This is a genomic window from Enterobacter sp. Acro-832, assembly GCF_011752745.1.
Classification (GTDB): domain Bacteria; phylum Pseudomonadota; class Gammaproteobacteria; order Enterobacterales; family Enterobacteriaceae; genus Enterobacter; species Enterobacter quasiroggenkampii.
In genome coordinates this window covers 89,745-104,945 of the sequence record NZ_VWWX01000009.1, presented here as the reverse complement: position 1 = coordinate 104,945, position 15,201 = coordinate 89,745, and the positions used below count along the sequence as shown (strand labels likewise).

Annotated in this window: 15 protein-coding genes; 5 read left to right on the top strand and 10 right to left on the bottom strand. The window is 49.0% G+C overall.

Annotated features, from left to right (window positions below):
• Window positions 1-173 precede the first annotated feature (173 nt).
• A complete protein-coding gene (locus tag F3J31_RS21680) occupies window positions 174-1,532 on the bottom strand; it encodes a hypothetical protein (RefSeq protein ID WP_167215435.1) in 1,359 nt (452 codons plus the stop codon).
• Window positions 1,533-1,748: 216 nt separating this feature from the next.
• On the opposite strand from F3J31_RS21680, the gene F3J31_RS21675 reads away from it, so the two are divergent.
• Together F3J31_RS21675 and F3J31_RS21670 are read left to right on the top strand one after the other, a co-directional pair.
• Entirely contained in the window at window positions 1,749-2,375 is a 627-nt protein-coding gene (locus tag F3J31_RS21675) for a ParA family plasmid-partitioning AAA ATPase (RefSeq protein ID WP_167215432.1), read from the top strand.
• Window positions 2,372-2,677 (top strand): hypothetical protein, encoded by a 306-nt coding sequence (locus F3J31_RS21670; RefSeq protein ID WP_167215429.1) that lies wholly within the window; start codon window positions 2,372-2,374, stop codon window positions 2,675-2,677. The genes F3J31_RS21675 and F3J31_RS21670 overlap by 4 nt, the downstream gene beginning before the upstream one ends.
• Window positions 2,678-2,866: 189 nt before the next feature.
• Here the strand turns inward: F3J31_RS21670 and F3J31_RS21665 are convergent, their stop codons facing one another.
• The 3 genes from F3J31_RS21665 to F3J31_RS21655 are packed head-to-tail and all read right to left on the bottom strand — an operon-like array spanning window position 2,867 to window position 4,655.
• Window positions 2,867-3,670, bottom strand: coding sequence for a site-specific integrase (locus F3J31_RS21665; protein ID WP_167215425.1), 804 nt, complete (start codon window positions 3,668-3,670; stop codon window positions 2,867-2,869).
• Window positions 3,667-4,017 carry a hypothetical protein gene (locus F3J31_RS21660; RefSeq protein WP_167215422.1) on the bottom strand — a complete coding sequence of 117 codons (351 nt, stop codon included), beginning with the start codon at window positions 4,015-4,017 and terminating at the stop codon, window positions 3,667-3,669. Before F3J31_RS21660 ends, F3J31_RS21665 begins: the two co-directional genes overlap by 4 nt.
• Window positions 4,014-4,655, bottom strand: a complete 642-nt coding sequence (locus tag F3J31_RS21655) for a hypothetical protein (protein ID WP_167215419.1) — start codon at window positions 4,653-4,655, stop codon at window positions 4,014-4,016. Before F3J31_RS21655 ends, F3J31_RS21660 begins: the two co-directional genes overlap by 4 nt.
• A 933-nt stretch (window positions 4,656-5,588) precedes the next feature.
• On the opposite strand from F3J31_RS21655, the gene F3J31_RS21650 reads away from it, so the two are divergent.
• Window positions 5,589-6,161, top strand: coding sequence for a hypothetical protein (locus tag F3J31_RS21650; RefSeq protein ID WP_240152786.1), 573 nt, complete (start codon window positions 5,589-5,591; stop codon window positions 6,159-6,161).
• A 201-nt stretch (window positions 6,162-6,362) separates the two neighbouring features.
• Here F3J31_RS21650 and F3J31_RS21645 read toward each other — a convergent pair whose 3' ends face one another.
• Window positions 6,363-6,761, bottom strand: coding sequence for an NlpC/P60 family protein (locus F3J31_RS21645; RefSeq protein WP_345790473.1), 399 nt, complete (start codon window positions 6,759-6,761; stop codon window positions 6,363-6,365).
• Window positions 6,762-7,047: 286 nt separating this feature from the next.
• On the opposite strand from F3J31_RS21645, the gene F3J31_RS21640 reads away from it, so the two are divergent.
• Complete coding sequence (locus F3J31_RS21640; protein ID WP_167215410.1) at window positions 7,048-7,347, top strand: hypothetical protein; 300 nt, start codon at window positions 7,048-7,050, stop codon at window positions 7,345-7,347.
• A 99-nt stretch (window positions 7,348-7,446) separates the two neighbouring features.
• Here F3J31_RS21640 and F3J31_RS21635 read toward each other — a convergent pair whose 3' ends face one another.
• The 4 genes from F3J31_RS21635 to F3J31_RS21620 all read right to left on the bottom strand — a co-directional run bounded on the left by F3J31_RS21635 (window position 7,447) and on the right by F3J31_RS21620 (window position 11,862).
• Window positions 7,447-8,046 (bottom strand): helix-turn-helix domain-containing protein, encoded by a 600-nt coding sequence (locus F3J31_RS21635; protein WP_240152789.1) that lies wholly within the window; start codon window positions 8,044-8,046, stop codon window positions 7,447-7,449.
• Window positions 8,047-8,137: 91 nt separating this feature from the next.
• Complete coding sequence (locus F3J31_RS21630; RefSeq protein ID WP_167215404.1) at window positions 8,138-8,692, bottom strand: hypothetical protein; 555 nt, start codon at window positions 8,690-8,692, stop codon at window positions 8,138-8,140.
• Window positions 8,689-11,142, bottom strand: a complete 2,454-nt coding sequence (locus F3J31_RS21625) for a fimbrial biogenesis usher protein (RefSeq protein WP_167215401.1) — start codon at window positions 11,140-11,142, stop codon at window positions 8,689-8,691. The genes F3J31_RS21630 and F3J31_RS21625 overlap by 4 nt, the downstream gene beginning before the upstream one ends.
• A 21-nt stretch (window positions 11,143-11,163) precedes the next feature.
• On the bottom strand, window positions 11,164-11,862 hold the full coding sequence (locus tag F3J31_RS21620; protein WP_167215398.1) for a fimbria/pilus chaperone family protein: 699 nt from the start codon (window positions 11,860-11,862) through the stop codon (window positions 11,164-11,166).
• A 357-nt stretch (window positions 11,863-12,219) separates the two neighbouring features.
• Between F3J31_RS21620 and F3J31_RS21615 the strand changes: the two genes are divergently transcribed.
• On the top strand, window positions 12,220-12,891 hold the full coding sequence (locus F3J31_RS21615; protein ID WP_167215395.1) for a DUF1120 domain-containing protein: 672 nt from the start codon (window positions 12,220-12,222) through the stop codon (window positions 12,889-12,891).
• Window positions 12,892-13,267: 376 nt separating this feature from the next.
• On the opposite strand, the gene F3J31_RS21610 is transcribed toward F3J31_RS21615, so the two are convergent.
• Window positions 13,268-13,945 carry a DUF1120 domain-containing protein gene (locus F3J31_RS21610; RefSeq protein ID WP_167215392.1) on the bottom strand — a complete coding sequence of 226 codons (678 nt, stop codon included), beginning with the start codon at window positions 13,943-13,945 and terminating at the stop codon, window positions 13,268-13,270.
• Window positions 13,946-15,201: the final 1,256 nt, after the last annotated feature.

Genomic DNA, 15,201 nt, shown 5'->3' with positions numbered 1-15,201 from the left:
GCCGATTTGTAATTTAAAAACACTTAATGAGGGCAATTTGTCACAGTTACCTCAGTGCAGCTTGTCACATTCTCCCTCAGCCCTGAGGGTAGTTTGTCACACTACGGATTATGCACTTCACTTCAAGTTGAGGGTTTATTGTCACTGTTTGAAATCAACATCTCTAGTTGTACCTACTGGTGCATTTTTCCTGCACTAAAAATGTTTTTGAGCAAGAAGCTATTAAATGTCCTGTCTGAAGGTTCTGGCCAGCCCGGAGGATCTGTTAAGAGCACGCCCTCCTGCTCCATCCAGCTATGTGTTTGTTGTTTTCGCGCAACATATTCCTCGGATTCAGAGCCCATTGTTTCAATGATGAAAGTGATAACTGTATTTTCCTTTCTAGGTACCACATTCAGTATGAAATCAGGATGAATGACCTCTTCCACCCCATTCATAATGCTCTTCGACGTGAAGAGTGGCTTGCTGAGGCTGATCGCCTCCGGATGATTGGCCTGACGGCCTGCATAGCTGCTGGCGTTAATTATTACCTTAAGAGTGTCGCGCTCTTTATTGCTATCCACTGGCACCGGATTATCCAGCGTATATGCGGCATGCGCATAGCCTTCATGGCAGTAAATTTTCCCATCTCTCCCTCTACGGTATTCCAGTATTGCCCAGTAAGGCGCCCGGCTGCCAGCGTTGTATGTGCTTTCTCCATTGATGCTGACGCGGGCTTCAGGCCTATGGACAAAAGTATTACCCCGAACGGTGAAGGTTACTTCTTCCCGATTGGCATCGGTCGCAATACCAATGACATACACGCATGCCTCCTTATCACTGCTATCTTTTCCCAGAGAGACTTCCAGTTGGGTCAACATGTCGTTAATCCGTTCGGGGGACAGCCAGGGCGCGCAGCTGAACAGCATATTCAGCAGTGTTCCATTGCCCATTGAATGTTCATCCAGCACATCTTTTATTTTGTTGATCGAACCGACAAGCCCCGGACTTTGAAACTCTGGTACAAGTTCAATTTGATTCAGGCCGGCTGCCTGAATGAGTGTCAGCAATTTTCGACCCAGAGCAGGAATGGGTTTAAGCGTTTTGCGTCGACGCTTTCCGGGAACTACCGGCCCTTCCAAAGAAGTGATTCTGGTTTCTTTCTTCTTTACTGGTAACCAGTCGTTTCCACCTACCGGGTTTAGTGGGCTGGTTTTTCCTTCAGTGGCCGTGTTATCGGCATCTTTACTCTTCTTTAGCCTGAACAGAGGGCATTGTTCATCATGTGGTCTTGTAGTCTTAACGTGGCGTAACCTTGCAACGTTAACCTCACAATTAAATGGACCTTCTGTGTTCGGGTCTTGCTCAACGCAATCACACTTTAACCACAGATTGCTGCGATCCATTTCTTCAAGAATTTTGTAGGCTATTCGTAAATCAGCCTGAGCGGGTTTACGACCGTTACTAAAAACATGCAGCAATGCCTCTCGCTCCGCCAGATTCAGTTTCCTTTCAAGTTGGCCCCTCGGATTCGTTTTCCACACTAGTTCCATTGATTTACTCCGTAATTCAATAGTGTTGCCACTTTATTAAGTTATTAACTTAATTATTTGTTAAGATATCATTTAAGTAATTAAGTTACTGATAATGTGATTATTAATAACATATTAAGTTAATATCATATCAAGTTAACAGAGTCGATGTTTGTTGAAAATCTTTTTTTGTTATCATATCATCTTAACAAGATAACAAAGATGAGGGGTTGTAAGATGATCATTGTTCTTGGTAGTCAAAAAGGCGGAGTAGGTAAAAGTACACTCGCAGTATCCATCGCTGCATATCTTATGGGATTAGGAAAGCGAGTGCTTATTGTAGATGCAGACGATCAAAAATCAGTGTTAACTTGGTATAACAATCGACCAGAAAATTTACCTCATATGCCTGTGACAGGAGCGTCCGGCAACATTAAAGCTATGCTCAAAGAGCATGAAAAATCTTATGATTTTGTTATCGCCGATTGTGCTGGCCGCGATAGTGCGGAGATGCGTAGTGGATTAATGGCTGCAGACGTGTTTATTTCCCCTCTGCGCCCATCTCAGATGGATTTAGACGTCGTACCGCATACATGCTCAGTTTTTACTGCTGCAAAGGATTTCAATGAATGTGTTCGTGGATATTTGGTGTTGAATATGACACCAACGAACATGTTCGTGAATGAAGCTAATCAGGCAGCAGATGTTCTCAAAGACTTCCCTGAAATGAAGCTATCTGAAGCTCGCGTTTGTGACAGAAAGGCTCATAGGGATGCCTGGGCTGAATCGATGACAATTTTCGAAACGCAGAACATCAAAGCCCAAGAAGAAATTGAAGCTCTGGTTAAGGAGATCATTCTGTGAGGAATAGAGCAAATACCCCAGCAAGGGACGAAGCTTCGTTTATAAACGGAGGTACGGCTGGTCTCACTGCAAAAAATTTAGACGAACCAAGTAAAAAACCTGCTGGTAGTAAAGCCAAACCAGTCAGCATCTCTCTCGCTGATGAGAATCTTAACTCAATTGACAATATCATAAGGGAGGAGATGCTTTCAGGGCGTAGCAGAGTTAATAGGTCAGATGTGGTAAGAGCTGCTGTGATGGCATTAGGAAATTTATCAAGAGAAGAAATATCTCAACTTATTGAAAAATCGAGATTAAAATAGATAATTCAAACCAACTTACCAACTTACCAACTTACCAACTTACCAACTTACCAACTTACGAACATGTTATGTAGATAACATGTTCGGTTGTTGGCGTTTTGATTGAGTAACAAACTATCTGTTTATTAACTTATTAAGTTATTAACTTATTAACCTATTAACTTATTAGTATGGTAACTTGTCATCTTATTAACCTGCGTTCTTATTATCTTTGTTATTATTGCTTTTTAGCAATGCAACCGCATCAGTCTCCGGCATCTGGAACTGAACACGATGCCGTGCAGCAACATCGAGTGCAAATACCTTCGTATAAACTTCCGTCGAGCTGATGCTCTTGTGTCCCATAAGACTCTGCAGCACCTTCAGTGGAATTCCGGCATACAGCATGTGCATGGCATAGCTGTGACGGAACGTGTGCGGTGTCACCGGCACGGAAAACGTCACCCCGTCGGCCGCAGCCGCTTCAACCGCTTCACTGAGCCAGGTGCGGACCGTCCGATCGGTAATATCCCAGATGCGCGCCTTCTCGGTTCTGCCGGTGCGCTTGTTACGTCGTTCAAGAGGTATTTTCAGTGTGGCCACCATCATCTCCAGCTGGCTGACATAGTTCGTATCGGAAAGCGGAACCAGGCGATGCGCCTGACTACCGGCAGGTGAGCGGCCGGCCGTTCGGGCCGCTTTCTCCGCCCGCTGCTTGAGTGTGGCCAGCTGCACGAACGGATAGGGCGGCATCAGGGAAAAATCACTCCGGGTCAGCGCCAGCGCCTCGTTAATGCGCGCGCCGGTATTCCAGAGGGTTGCCAGCAACATCTTGCGGTGGAGATCGGGTATATAGTAGAGCAGGGCACTCACTTCCGGCGCCAGCAGATATTTCGGCAGTTCGTCCTGAACGAGCGCCATCTGACGCAGGGCCAGTGCGGCAGGATAGTCGATGGCCACCGGCAGCTGCGTGGCAGAAAAAGAAACGCCCTGGCCTGGTATTGCCGGCATCATTGTTTATGGTCCCCGCTGGACAGGTATTGCACTGTAAGTCGTGCCAGTGCTTTCTGTGCGTAATCCTCGCCCGGGAGTAAACTGATTTCGCCCCGGCGGCGTTCCATCCCGGCGCTAATGGCGCTCAGGGTCGTCGTCATCGGCAGCAGCCGGCGCAGCTGCAGGGCGTGTCCGCATGCGGAACGGATACGATCGGCAAATTCATCCTCATTGCGGGAATATGTTCCGGGAGCTGGTCGTTCCCGGCCGTCCTTTTCCGACTGCAGCTGCTGACAGAGCTTCAGTAAGGCGATAATGTCATCTGCGGCTTCGTTTTCATGCAGTGCGTTCAAAGGATTTAGTTTCACAGGTCATTTTTCTCCTTCAGCTGCCGTATGACATGCCGGGGCCACAGCGCTCGCCGGTTTCGCCATAGAACGGCTCCTATTCTCCGGCACAGTTCCCCTTCACGTGGTGGTGGAAGGTCGCATACCCGGCGTAGGCGCCAGGCCATCAGCAGCACTTTCAGTCCGAGACATGCATACTGGTACCGGGCGCATTCCATGACTTCATAAGGTGCGCCGTACCGGAATACGCCTTCAATAACATACTGGGCTTCCCTGTTCAGGGCCGGCAGGTTGCGGAGCCGGAAAAGCATCTCAGCGGGCAAAGAACGCCAGTCGCCATCGATGCCCTCCAGACGGAGGAGAGGCAGTTCTTTAACCGACCAGTATTGTTTATCAGGATCTGAATCGCAGGTAACATCACTGCACTGATCGGCAAAATGTTCCAATAGGCAGATCAATTCCGTGCCGATAAAGAAAAGTTCGCTGGCCAGCTTCGCAGCTGCAGCTTCTTTCTCTCGCTGTGTTATCCGCCACTGCCCGTACCACACACCACCGAATGCAGCACCGGCAGATGTAACCGCCGTAATGATTTGCGGCCACAGGCTGGCGCTGTCCTTCACTACCTTCACACCTTCGGTCGCAATAAACCAGTCAGCCATGTTTGTTCCTTGTTGATTGATAAATCCCGCCTGCATAATCACTCGCACACCAAGACGAGCTATAGGCCTGAGTATATTCTGTGAGTTTCAATATCATCGGCTGTCAGATAGGCATGTTTAGTCGTTGCCGGGTTATCAAAATCGTCGATGGCATTGAAATGGAGATACTCGGTACAGTTGATGAAATACCATGTGGCTCCGTCATACTCAGCAAGCTCTCGTCCCGAACAGGATGTGACAAACGGTTGTTCATTGAGGTGTTGTGGTTTCGGATTAGAAGACCATGAACGCCAGTCCAGCCAAAGATACTGATGACCGCATTTGGTCAGAAAATCACAAACTTCTCGAAGAGTTTTCGGCAATACCATTACCTCTAAAATAGTCACTCAGAGCAATTATGCCGTGCAGCATAATCGGCTAAGCACAACCCTGCGTCTGTCACCTGGATGATTTTCCCTGCCGTAATCATTTTCAGGCTGATAATAAGAAGCCATATAGCCACTCATGTAAATTACCGGATGACCGTTTCCGGTAGATCCGATTTTCTGGCGTATCACAACTTTCCGGAAGTGTACCACGGCGGGGAAATAAGCAAAGCGGCAATATCGGCCGCTGGGCACCAAGTCACGCGGCAGGGGAGAGGCACAACATATAGCGTCATGAGCAGCTGATTACACCGCTACATATTGTGTTTATGCGCCGCTTCGCGCCGGAGGGGTTCCGGAAGATCCGGAACAATGAGTTTTCGGATCCCGGGAAAAAAGGCGAGCCCTGCAGGGCATCAGCGATGCCGGAATGCAGGCAAATAAAACAGAAAGGTACCACCAATGAAAAGTGATGCATATTTTAAATACTGATGCATAACTGCAATACAAGACGTAAAATACATCAAATGTGATTATGGTGAGGAATATAAGCATAATGAATAATGGCATGAAAAAATCACAGGATGCGGCATTCTCCACCCTGACGGTGCGACATGTACCTGCTGACGTCGATGCGGCCATCACCGCCCAGGCAAAAGCCGCCGGCAAATCGAAAAGTGATTTTCTGCAGGCTTTTCTGTCGGCTGCGTTTGGGGATCTGATCGGTAATTTCTCACGAACCAGCGAGCTGGTCGCGCTGATGGATAAAGAGCTGGCCGCAGTCACCGGCCTGCCGCTCACGGATAACTGGTATGACGCTGGCCAGACACTCTCAGAAAACCGCGAATACTGCCGGCTGCTGAACATCGGCAGTGAGGCGGATCTGCAGCGTATCATGATGGGGGCCGTTCCCTGGCTTGCCCTGCGTGTACGTCAGCTTGAGACCGGCATTCCGCTGCTGCCACAGGGGATCTCGCTGACCTGTGCACTGTTCATCGAAGCTGCAGGGCATGAACTGCCGGCGCTGCAGCTGTTTCGCCGCCACCTGTTCTGGATGGCGGAAGAAAAGCAGTTTCGTGCCGACGTGGATGCCATCCGGGCCGCCCGCCTGCTGCCGCCACTGGCCTGGCCGGTATTCTGAAATCATAACGACGGTAATAGCCTTAAAAAAAGGAACTCCTGCCCGGTACTTTGTCCGCACAAGCCGGAGCCGGTACCAGGCAGCAGAAAATCTCCTGTCACCAGGGTTTTTAAGGCCGCTTCCCGTACTGCATAAAGCCGGTGAAAACAGATTTATACAGATATACTGCGCATCATCCCGTGAAGCGTTCCTGCAGGTCCGCTAGGCAGTAACCCGGCGCGCCATCTGGTAATGCTCCTGCCAGTAAGGATCTGATAAAGAAGACAGGGTGACTCCCTGCGAACTGGAAGCATGAATAAACTGGCGGTTGCCAATATAAATACCAACGTGGTGGACCCCGGGCTGCGTCAGGAAAAAGACCAGGTCACCGGCTTGCAGCGACGACTGGCTAACCTCCACGCCCGTCCGGCTTTGTGCCAGCGCTGTGCGGGGCAGGGAGCGATGTAACACTGCCGCAACCACCCGGCGACTGAAGGCGGAACAATCAATTCCCTGCCGGTTATTGCCGCCCCACTGGTAGCGCGTTCCCTGCCATGACAGGAACTCCTGCATGATACTCTGCTTCAGATGAGCGTGGCTGACGGGCTGAGCGGTATTCACGGGCGGGGCAACCCGTCGACCCGCTTCCCATGCTTCCGGGAGGATATGGTCAAAAGCAAAAGTGACCGAAGAAAAACAAACCAGAACTGAGATAAAAACATGGCGAAAACACATAAAAAACAAACCAGAGTCAGAGTTAATTATTCCTTAGCCGATAAATAAAATTTTATATGGGTTTATAATAATTATTATTAAGCCTGAAAACAGTCCTGGCCGGGCAATATCAGATAAAGGTCTGTTCGCTCAAAATAACAACCGGGTAAAGTGGGTTTCTCCGGAAGACTGGATGGCTAATGACAGATACATTATGGGAATTGTGCCCTGCCCAGCCAGCGGGGTATCACTGATTATCGACAGTGTATCAGTGTCCAGGATTGGTGTGCCGGCATCAGCATTATATGACGCCGGGGTGAACGCGGGCATAAGGCTGTTGTTCACTTTTCATGCCACCGCAGGCATTGTCGTTTTTTACAGCGTAATAATCCAGCCAATAATGCAGCAAAATAAAATCCGATACCGGATGCAAAAATACACCCGGTTTTATCTTTTATTTGGTTTAACAGGACGAAAATGGCACATGGTGTAAAAGCAGGAGAGCGTGGCAGAAACACTAAGGGAAAGGCGGAATATTTTGCCGGATAATTATTCATCATCTTATGATATTCCGCTTAACAGCGCGATTATATTATTCCAGATTGCGGACATCCATCAGGAGCCCCTTACTCATCAGTAATTTACCTTCAGTTTTGAGCTGAGCCAGCATTTTCATAACCGTACTACGGGACAACCCGCTTTTTTCAACAATGTAATCGGCAGCGGTACGCCGAAGTCGAATGATGTCAGGCTCTGCCTGCAACTGATACAGACAATTAATAATTTGTGCATAGCTGGATACTCCTGCCATGTGATTGACATAGCGGAAGATCTGGTTGAGGGTAACCATATGGTTGACTGCAACTTCTTTCCATAGATTTTTGTCGGCGATGATCTTTTCTGCCACAACGAGTGGCACAAATTCATAGCTGACATCAGTACAGGCCCTGAAATACGTGAAAACTTCATCGAGATAGTAATTTATCCCGAAAACCCGGGGGGCCGTGAAGTTAGCCAGGAGCCGGTCATCGCTGAGCCGGCACACTGAGACAATCCCCTGATGAAAGAGGATAATATTGCGTTCTGAAAAACCATCCATCGTAATAACCTGGTTTTTCCTTTTCGAAAAAATAGATTGTTTCTGCGATAAACCATCAATTAGCTGCTGAATATTTTCCTTGGCGTTCGTCATCACATGTTTTCCCCTCATTGTTATTACTGTTAAAGATAGTGCAGAACCGGCAAATCAGGGATGCCGGCTCTGACTGTTCTGCATCAGAAAGCTATTGTGTCTCGAGCTGCACGTTCAGGTTGGTCAGCAGTTCTTCTTCGCCGGATGAAGAAAGTTGTCCGGCTTTCAGTGCCGGTCTGAGGTGCAGAACAACTGAAAATTGCTGCCCGATGGCGACCTCTCCTCCGCGAACCGGGAGAAGGCCTTCGTTATTGAGAACCAGTAACGCTTTTCTGTTTCGGGTTCCCGTTGGCGAAAATGCGCCATGGGTACGGCTTTTCCCCAAATCAACACGCCGGCCATCCAGCATTCCCTGCTGTGCCGTGACCACAAGATCACCACTGTCACCAAACCGGAAACGCCGCAATCCTGAGCTGTCGCTGATGAAAAGGGCCATAGCCTGGGGTTCACTGCAAACTGCGATGATCCTGACATCACGCTCATCGAGCGCGTACCAGTCGCCATGATGCTGACTCACCTCATTACTGCTGATTCGGCCATAATCGACATTGTTGTCAGAAACGGTGACATTACAGTCCGCAAAAGCCGGGGACGATGCTGTCATTACGGAGACAAGAAACATAAGAACACGAAGACAGCGCTTCATTTGCATACCCCTGTGATGTTCTCAAACACATGACTTTCTGCTTCCGGAGAAGCCTGATACTCAATCTGGCATACCTGGTGATTCGCCTTATCCATAAGGAAAAGCTGAGGCTGATGGCTGACATCTTCGATGAACAGTATCCCGTCATCCACCACTGTCGCTGCATACTGGCCTGCGCCATCCACGATGGTGCTGCCCTTTCTGAGCACGCTGCCATTGGCCATCCGGACATGTAACATGGCCCGGTGAACATGTAGCGTATTAAAGTGCAGTGCGCCCACGGCCCCACGACCGGCAGCAATTTCGCCAAAGCCGTTTTCCACATCCACATTATCCGGCAGACTGGCAGGATCGAGTTCAACACGAACCTTGTGATAAGGATTGACGGACGGCACAACAGCACGCCCCCAGTGATCCGTCCAGACATCCCCGGAAGGGGTTGAGATCCGGGTGCCCGGTAAGTCCTTTCCGGCATCCACTATGGCAAAGGTATCCTTGACCGCCCATGGGGAGAAGGTGAGGCCATCTTTATGTGCCACCATCCCGCCCGACAGTGCCAGGCTGTAATTTCGTTCATCTGAGCCGTTCATCCCTGCACTGACGCCAACACGGGTGTAATGCAGGTTGCTGTTAAGCGAGCCATTAAAGCCATTCTCTCCGGTACTGACATTACGTTCGGCAGAGAGTGAATAGTTTGAGCTGTCGCCCACATCACCACTGGCCTGCACGCCCGTATTCGTTTCATGGTGAAGGGTATGCGAATAAGCACTGATCCTCTGGCCACCAATTGGCAGGCTCAGGTTAACAAAGACGGTATCTCCATCATCATCGCTGACACGGCTGTTATCCTGCTCATCCTCTTCCTGACCGAGGGAGTGCTGCCAGCTGATATTCAGGCTGACACGACCAAACGATTTTCCCCAGGCGGCGTTGATATACTGGCTACCCTGCCCGCCGGATGTCGCCTGGTTTTGCGAGTACCGGAATGAAAAAGAACCATAATCCGGCAGAGACAAGTGCAGACCTGCGGAATACTGCCCCTGGTACTGTTCAAAGTCATCGTCATCAGACACAGCGTCTTCAAGTTCTCTGTACCCTGAACTGTAACGCGTCATACTGACGTCCATGCTGACCTTGCTGCCCAGCATATAACTGGCCGCAAGCGTCGTACTGTGTCCATTGACGTCATGTTTCTGGTCAGCAGATCCTTTCAGGGTTGCCGATATCAGGAGCTGGCGAAAAGCCAGCGTATCCAGGGTGAGCGCTGCAGCATCATAATCCTCGGCAGCCAGCAGCCCACTACCAATATTGACGCGCGGTGAAATTCTCCAGCCATCGGACATGGTTGCCAGCAGGGGAGAAGACGAGCTGTCCGTATCACTGCGATACCGTCCCACCGCAGCAGACAGGCCGGATGGGCTGCGCAACTGATGGCTGTTAATGGCGTCTGCCGGGATCTGAAAATGACTACGGCTGCCATCTGTTTCGGTTACCGTGACGTCAAGTCCGACGTTATTGCTGATAACCGGGACATCGTTCAGCGAAAAGGGCCCCGCAGGAACCAGTGTTGAATAGATCATTCTTCCGGATTGTCTGACTTCAACCCGGGCCTGTGCTGAGCGGGCAATACCGGAAACCATGACGCCACTGTTGCCCTCATTATCCAGCGCGTCTTCCGGCATGATCTGCATCCCGGAAATCGCAGTACCGGCAAAGACTGAACCTGCGGTATTAATCTGGCCTGCCTGGAAAATTTTCTGCTGACGGACAAATGTATGCTGAAGATAAGAATACAGATTATCGGTATGACGACTTCCGTCCTCTTCGGTTAAAGACTGCCGGCTGCGCAGCAGCCAGTCATGCATATTCAGACCTTCTTCCAGCATCATCTGCTTTGTTTCAGTACGGGTTCCGTTACCCGTGTTCTGCGTGGTGAATGCCGAATAGTTAAAAATACCGGCGGTACCGCCCGTCGTATAATTCCGGACCTGATCGCCCTCACCAGTGGTATCCACCGCGTCCTGAGGCACAACCAGATCGAGCTCTTCCTGAGACGGAACGGGGGTGATTACGCTCCCGGGATAGGACCGGGTGTAGTCATAACAATGCGCTTTATCAGGATGTTCATCATCATGAGCCCCGGACAGATCTGCCGGAACAACCAGCGATGCACCCTGCAGGAAACCGGGGGTTGCGCAAAGTTGTCCATCCGGACCAAAAGTGGCGGCAACCTTGCCTTTCTTATCTCCGTTCACCACGACATTGACGACTTTAACGCCCGGCATAAAGCGTGGTTTTTCAGCAAAATACTGTCCCAGGGATGGATCGAGCCCTCGATCTTTTAACATGCTGCTGTCAAACTCCAGCGGAGCATCTGAAGCAAAAGCCCATACGGATGGCAGACAGCAGAGCACCGCTACCGGCAAGTAACGACGTGATAACGAGACCATGAAATATTTATCCGGCAGAGGTTATTTGGACAGAGATGCGGTATAGCTGGCTACCTGAATACCGTAGCGGCTGGCCGGAAAGAACTGGAGCCGCTGATCACCCGCCAGAGACTGCGTCGAATTTGCTGTGAGAGTCTGACCTGGCAGAATGTAAGGGCGGGTCAGTTTCATCCGGACACCGGAAGGCTGAGCGACCACCTGCTCGGACAGGCGGACCACATAGGGTGAATCGTTATGAACGGTCAGTGTGTTACCCGAGGTGCTCCACTTCAGAAGTGTCCAGGCATCTTTTATGACAGGTAAGTTTGCCGGGTGGATCAACACCGGAAGATCCTGACGAATATTAATTGATACCCGGCCATGATCGCTTTTCGTTTTGGGGGGGATCCCTTCAAATACCACACGCTTAAGATGCTCTGTGGTCAGCGGGGCATCGGTGGTCAGAATAAACCGTAATTGTTGAGTTTGATCTGGCTCAACCCGCAACACGGGTTGTGTTGGTGTCAGATGAACTCCTTTATCATCAGGCAAATCAACGATTCTGGTATACAGCAAGGACGGATGTGGGTCAGTATTCTTAACATTAATACTTCCTCCCTTCTCCTGTTCGTTAATCAGCAGAAGGGATGTTTCCGGGACCATACCAGCCGCAAACGCGGTGACGGATTTGATGAGCAGCGCCAGCGTTAACAGGCGTGCAGAATGATTAAGAGAAAACATATTGTCTCCAGTTGGGTGTATATTGATCAAACAGAAAATGAATACTTGATGAGCAATATTCTACGGAGACTGATGTTTTTTAGCACCCCAAAAATAACCCATAAATACAGTTAAAAGTGAGTCCGATTTTGCGATCTTTATTTGTAATCTCTTATTGATAATAGCAGTAATCCAGCCTAAGTTAGTGAATTCTAATCCGGATAAGATGTTTCGCCACGCCATAACAGGGTTTAGAATATAAATATATATGGCGGGCATGTTAGTTGCACTAATCTCACCATTCATAATTCCCTCTGTATTAACAATGAATTCCCTGAAGAGTGCCTTACTCATTTTTTCTGTTTAATAAGGAATGAAATGAAACTACGGTTTTCAAGATTTGCCTGCTATCTGCCGTTCACCATGTTACCTTTTTTTACCATGGGGGCAACATCAACAAACATCCGGATAAAAGCCGCTGTCGAACAGGGTGCCTGTACGCCATCGCTGGATAATGGAGGAGTGCTGGAATTTGGCGATTTCCCTGTCAGTCATCTTTATACTGATACGCCCAGTGGCCTGGACACCCGAAGCATCAATATGCACATAACCTGTACAGCGCCTGTTGTGGTGGGATATTCGTTTCAGGATGACCGCCAGGATACTCTCGATGGGGGCAGTGCAGATATTCAGACCTACGGTTTTGGCATTGGCCTGACGCCTGCGCAGGTACATATCGGGCACTTTTATTTGTATGTCGCAGACTCAGGCCTGCCGACTCCTGTCGTTAATAACACCCCTGCCCGTACTATTTATTCTGACAATGGCGGCACGCAGTGGCAGCTGGCGTCCAGTTCAACCAAAGCATCGAATAGCGGCAGCAATATCATGGCGTTTTCAAGTACCGATGATTTCTCCCGACCATTAGCAGTAGAAACGGCCACAGCCACATTGTCGGTGCATCCCGTTGTACAAAGCCTGAAAACGCTGGCCCTGACCGATGATCAGCCCTATGAGGGCCTGGCCACACTCAGTCTTGTGTATCTGTAAGTCAGTAATACGAGATACATACTTCACAGGAATGACGGGGACAACCGTCTGCACGCGGTTATCCCTGCATCATCTGTGCCCACAGCGGCCAGTTAATTTATTGTTCCAGCAATGGGGGGGGGGCGGATGTGACGTGGCTCGGGGTGAAGCGAAATAGCAGAACTTTGGAAGAACAGGGATACATCCGAAAGCGTGTCAGGTAATGACTGATTTGCCCGGAAAGTGCCGTATGCCTCCTTGAGTCATCACGAAATCATCAGTGCCCGGTCGGAAGAATACAGAAAAATGAACTAACCCTTCAAGTGGTATCAGGGGCAGCGTCATCACTCAATATAACCGATCTTTTCCGGTTATATTGAGCTGAACTCTTTGATTATTAAAGATAAACAACAGAAATGGTTGCCTGACCATCCAGGGATGTATCATCGGTGATAGCCAGCGTAGTTGTATCCTGAATGGCTGCGTTCACACCAATGACATCAGAGGCGGTCGTCAGGGCAACAGGTGCACCATTAGCATCGGCAAATGACACGATTTCAGAACCATCATTGTTTACAAAACCAGTCGACGGCAACCAGTGAGCGCCCTTATCCCAGGAAACAGTTAGGGAGCCAGGTTTATCATCAATAAATGTGTGATCACTGTCACTGTAAGGCAGCATAGCAAATGAACCTAAATTGACTCCGCCTGCGGTTTTACCCAGACCAAATTCCTGCGAAGGCTTAGCGTTAAAACCATTTATGCTGGGGGCAGTGTCAGCGACACTATCAGTCCGGTCATCCACCACACTGAAACCCACTTTCGTCGGGCTAACGCACGTCAAAGAGAGAGTAATGTCATGCTCCCCCATCTGGTTTACCGCACTCGCATCCAGGGTGGCAATAGATAATTTTCCATAATCCACCACACCGCCTGAAGATAAAGTCGGTGTACAGGAACCCATGGTCAGGGTACCCTGAACTTTCAGGTCGGTACTCTGGTTTGCTGCGAAGGTTGAATTAGCGTATGACAACACTAAAGCAGCGGTTGCGCAAATCTTCACAATTTTTTTCATTACATATCACTCTTGGTTAAATAGACATTTATCGACTGGATTTACATTGGGTGTTATTCACCTTTATAAAAACGCAACTAATTTTCGCAAATTAATCCGGAGACATCACCTTAAAAAATAATCAAAAAGAGAGGTGATATTGAGTGTAAAACTGGACTTTATTAAATATTCAGACAGTTACTGCTCATTGTATAAATTCACAATAACCTGGCGTAAGGAATATATTACCCGGAGCATTTTCGGCATTAAAGCTGTCTTCAATGTTTGCTGCTGCTCATTAGCCTCAGATGAACAGCGGTCAAGCACCGTATACAGCCTGCTGCTGAAGATGTGAAACACAGGACAGCCCGGTTTACCGGTATTTCCAGTAAAAATTTTTATCCGCGTAATCCGCGTTCTGACAACTCACGTACTTCCGGAAAATTTCCCCGGCCCGCCTGATAACAACTGAAAACTTTGTATGTATATGATTTTATATCTTAATTTAATTAAGAGCAGACATGTAAAACCGCTTCCGGATTTTCCACATCGTCAGTCTTTGCGGAAGTACTTTATGCGCGTTGCTGCCGTTCATGTGTGTTATCCCGCTGAATTGCAGGTGCAACAGCAACTCTCCGGCTTTAGCTTTTTTCGGATCTCCGGAGACAGGAAGAAGGATTATTGCAGAACATGCACAAAAAACACCGGATTGTTGTGAATGGTGGATTATTGCCGGAAATGCAAATAATGTTCTGTTTTGTTATCAATAAAGACATGAGTTTCCCGTACAGCCCACTGATCGCCTGGAGTGACCGGGTCCACCTCCTGAGATCCTGCCGCCAGGTTTACCCCCGGGTAAACCTGGCCTGAGAGGAGTACCTTTCCCGGACTGCCTCATACAAACGGATAAGAGCAATCCCGCCAGCACGTATTTAACTCTATTTAAAGGTGTGTTGTCCTGACGCACCCGCATCCGGTTTTATCTATCGGGGAGAGATCAAATGAAACGGCTCATGTGGATTCTTGTTATTTGTTCTTTACCAGCTGCTGCCCATGCAGCAAAGGAGTTCAAAAACGTTGCCGGTAATGGGATGGCACAGGTCTCAAGTGAGGTCACCCAGAAAGCAGATCGAGACACAGTTCACTGCGAAACCCCGGGCTGTACCACTGCTCGCGTACCGACAGGCACAGGTGGCGGAGGTACATATCAAACCAGACAAGATGCAGGCAAAACAGCGGTTGAAAACCTGAACGAAGGGGCTGGTAAGGATGCCACC

Bases quoted from the DNA above. Each gene is read 5' to 3' on its own strand.
- F3J31_RS21635 (WP_240152789.1), bottom strand. From the start codon at position 8,046: ATGACGAACGCCAAGGAAAATATTCAGCAGCTAATTGATGGTTTATCG.
- F3J31_RS21620 (WP_167215398.1), bottom strand. From the start codon at position 11,862: ATGTTTTCTCTTAATCATTCTGCACGCCTGTTAACGCTGGCGCTGCTC.
- F3J31_RS21650 (WP_240152786.1), top strand. From the start codon at position 5,589: ATGAAAAAATCACAGGATGCGGCATTCTCCACCCTGACGGTGCGACAT.
- F3J31_RS21630 (WP_167215404.1), bottom strand. From the start codon at position 8,692: ATGAAGCGCTGTCTTCGTGTTCTTATGTTTCTTGTCTCCGTAATGACA.
- F3J31_RS21610 (WP_167215392.1), bottom strand. From the start codon at position 13,945: ATGAAAAAAATTGTGAAGATTTGCGCAACCGCTGCTTTAGTGTTGTCA.
- F3J31_RS21615 (WP_167215395.1), top strand. From the start codon at position 12,220: ATGAAACTACGGTTTTCAAGATTTGCCTGCTATCTGCCGTTCACCATG.
- F3J31_RS21675 (WP_167215432.1), top strand. From the start codon at position 1,749: ATGATCATTGTTCTTGGTAGTCAAAAAGGCGGAGTAGGTAAAAGTACA.
- F3J31_RS21655 (WP_167215419.1), bottom strand. From the start codon at position 4,655: ATGGCTGACTGGTTTATTGCGACCGAAGGTGTGAAGGTAGTGAAGGAC.
- F3J31_RS21680 (WP_167215435.1), bottom strand. From the start codon at position 1,532: ATGGAACTAGTGTGGAAAACGAATCCGAGGGGCCAACTTGAAAGGAAA.
- F3J31_RS21640 (WP_167215410.1), top strand. From the start codon at position 7,048: ATGGCTAATGACAGATACATTATGGGAATTGTGCCCTGCCCAGCCAGC.
- F3J31_RS21665 (WP_167215425.1), bottom strand. From the start codon at position 3,670: ATGATGCCGGCAATACCAGGCCAGGGCGTTTCTTTTTCTGCCACGCAG.
- F3J31_RS21625 (WP_167215401.1), bottom strand. From the start codon at position 11,142: ATGGTCTCGTTATCACGTCGTTACTTGCCGGTAGCGGTGCTCTGCTGT.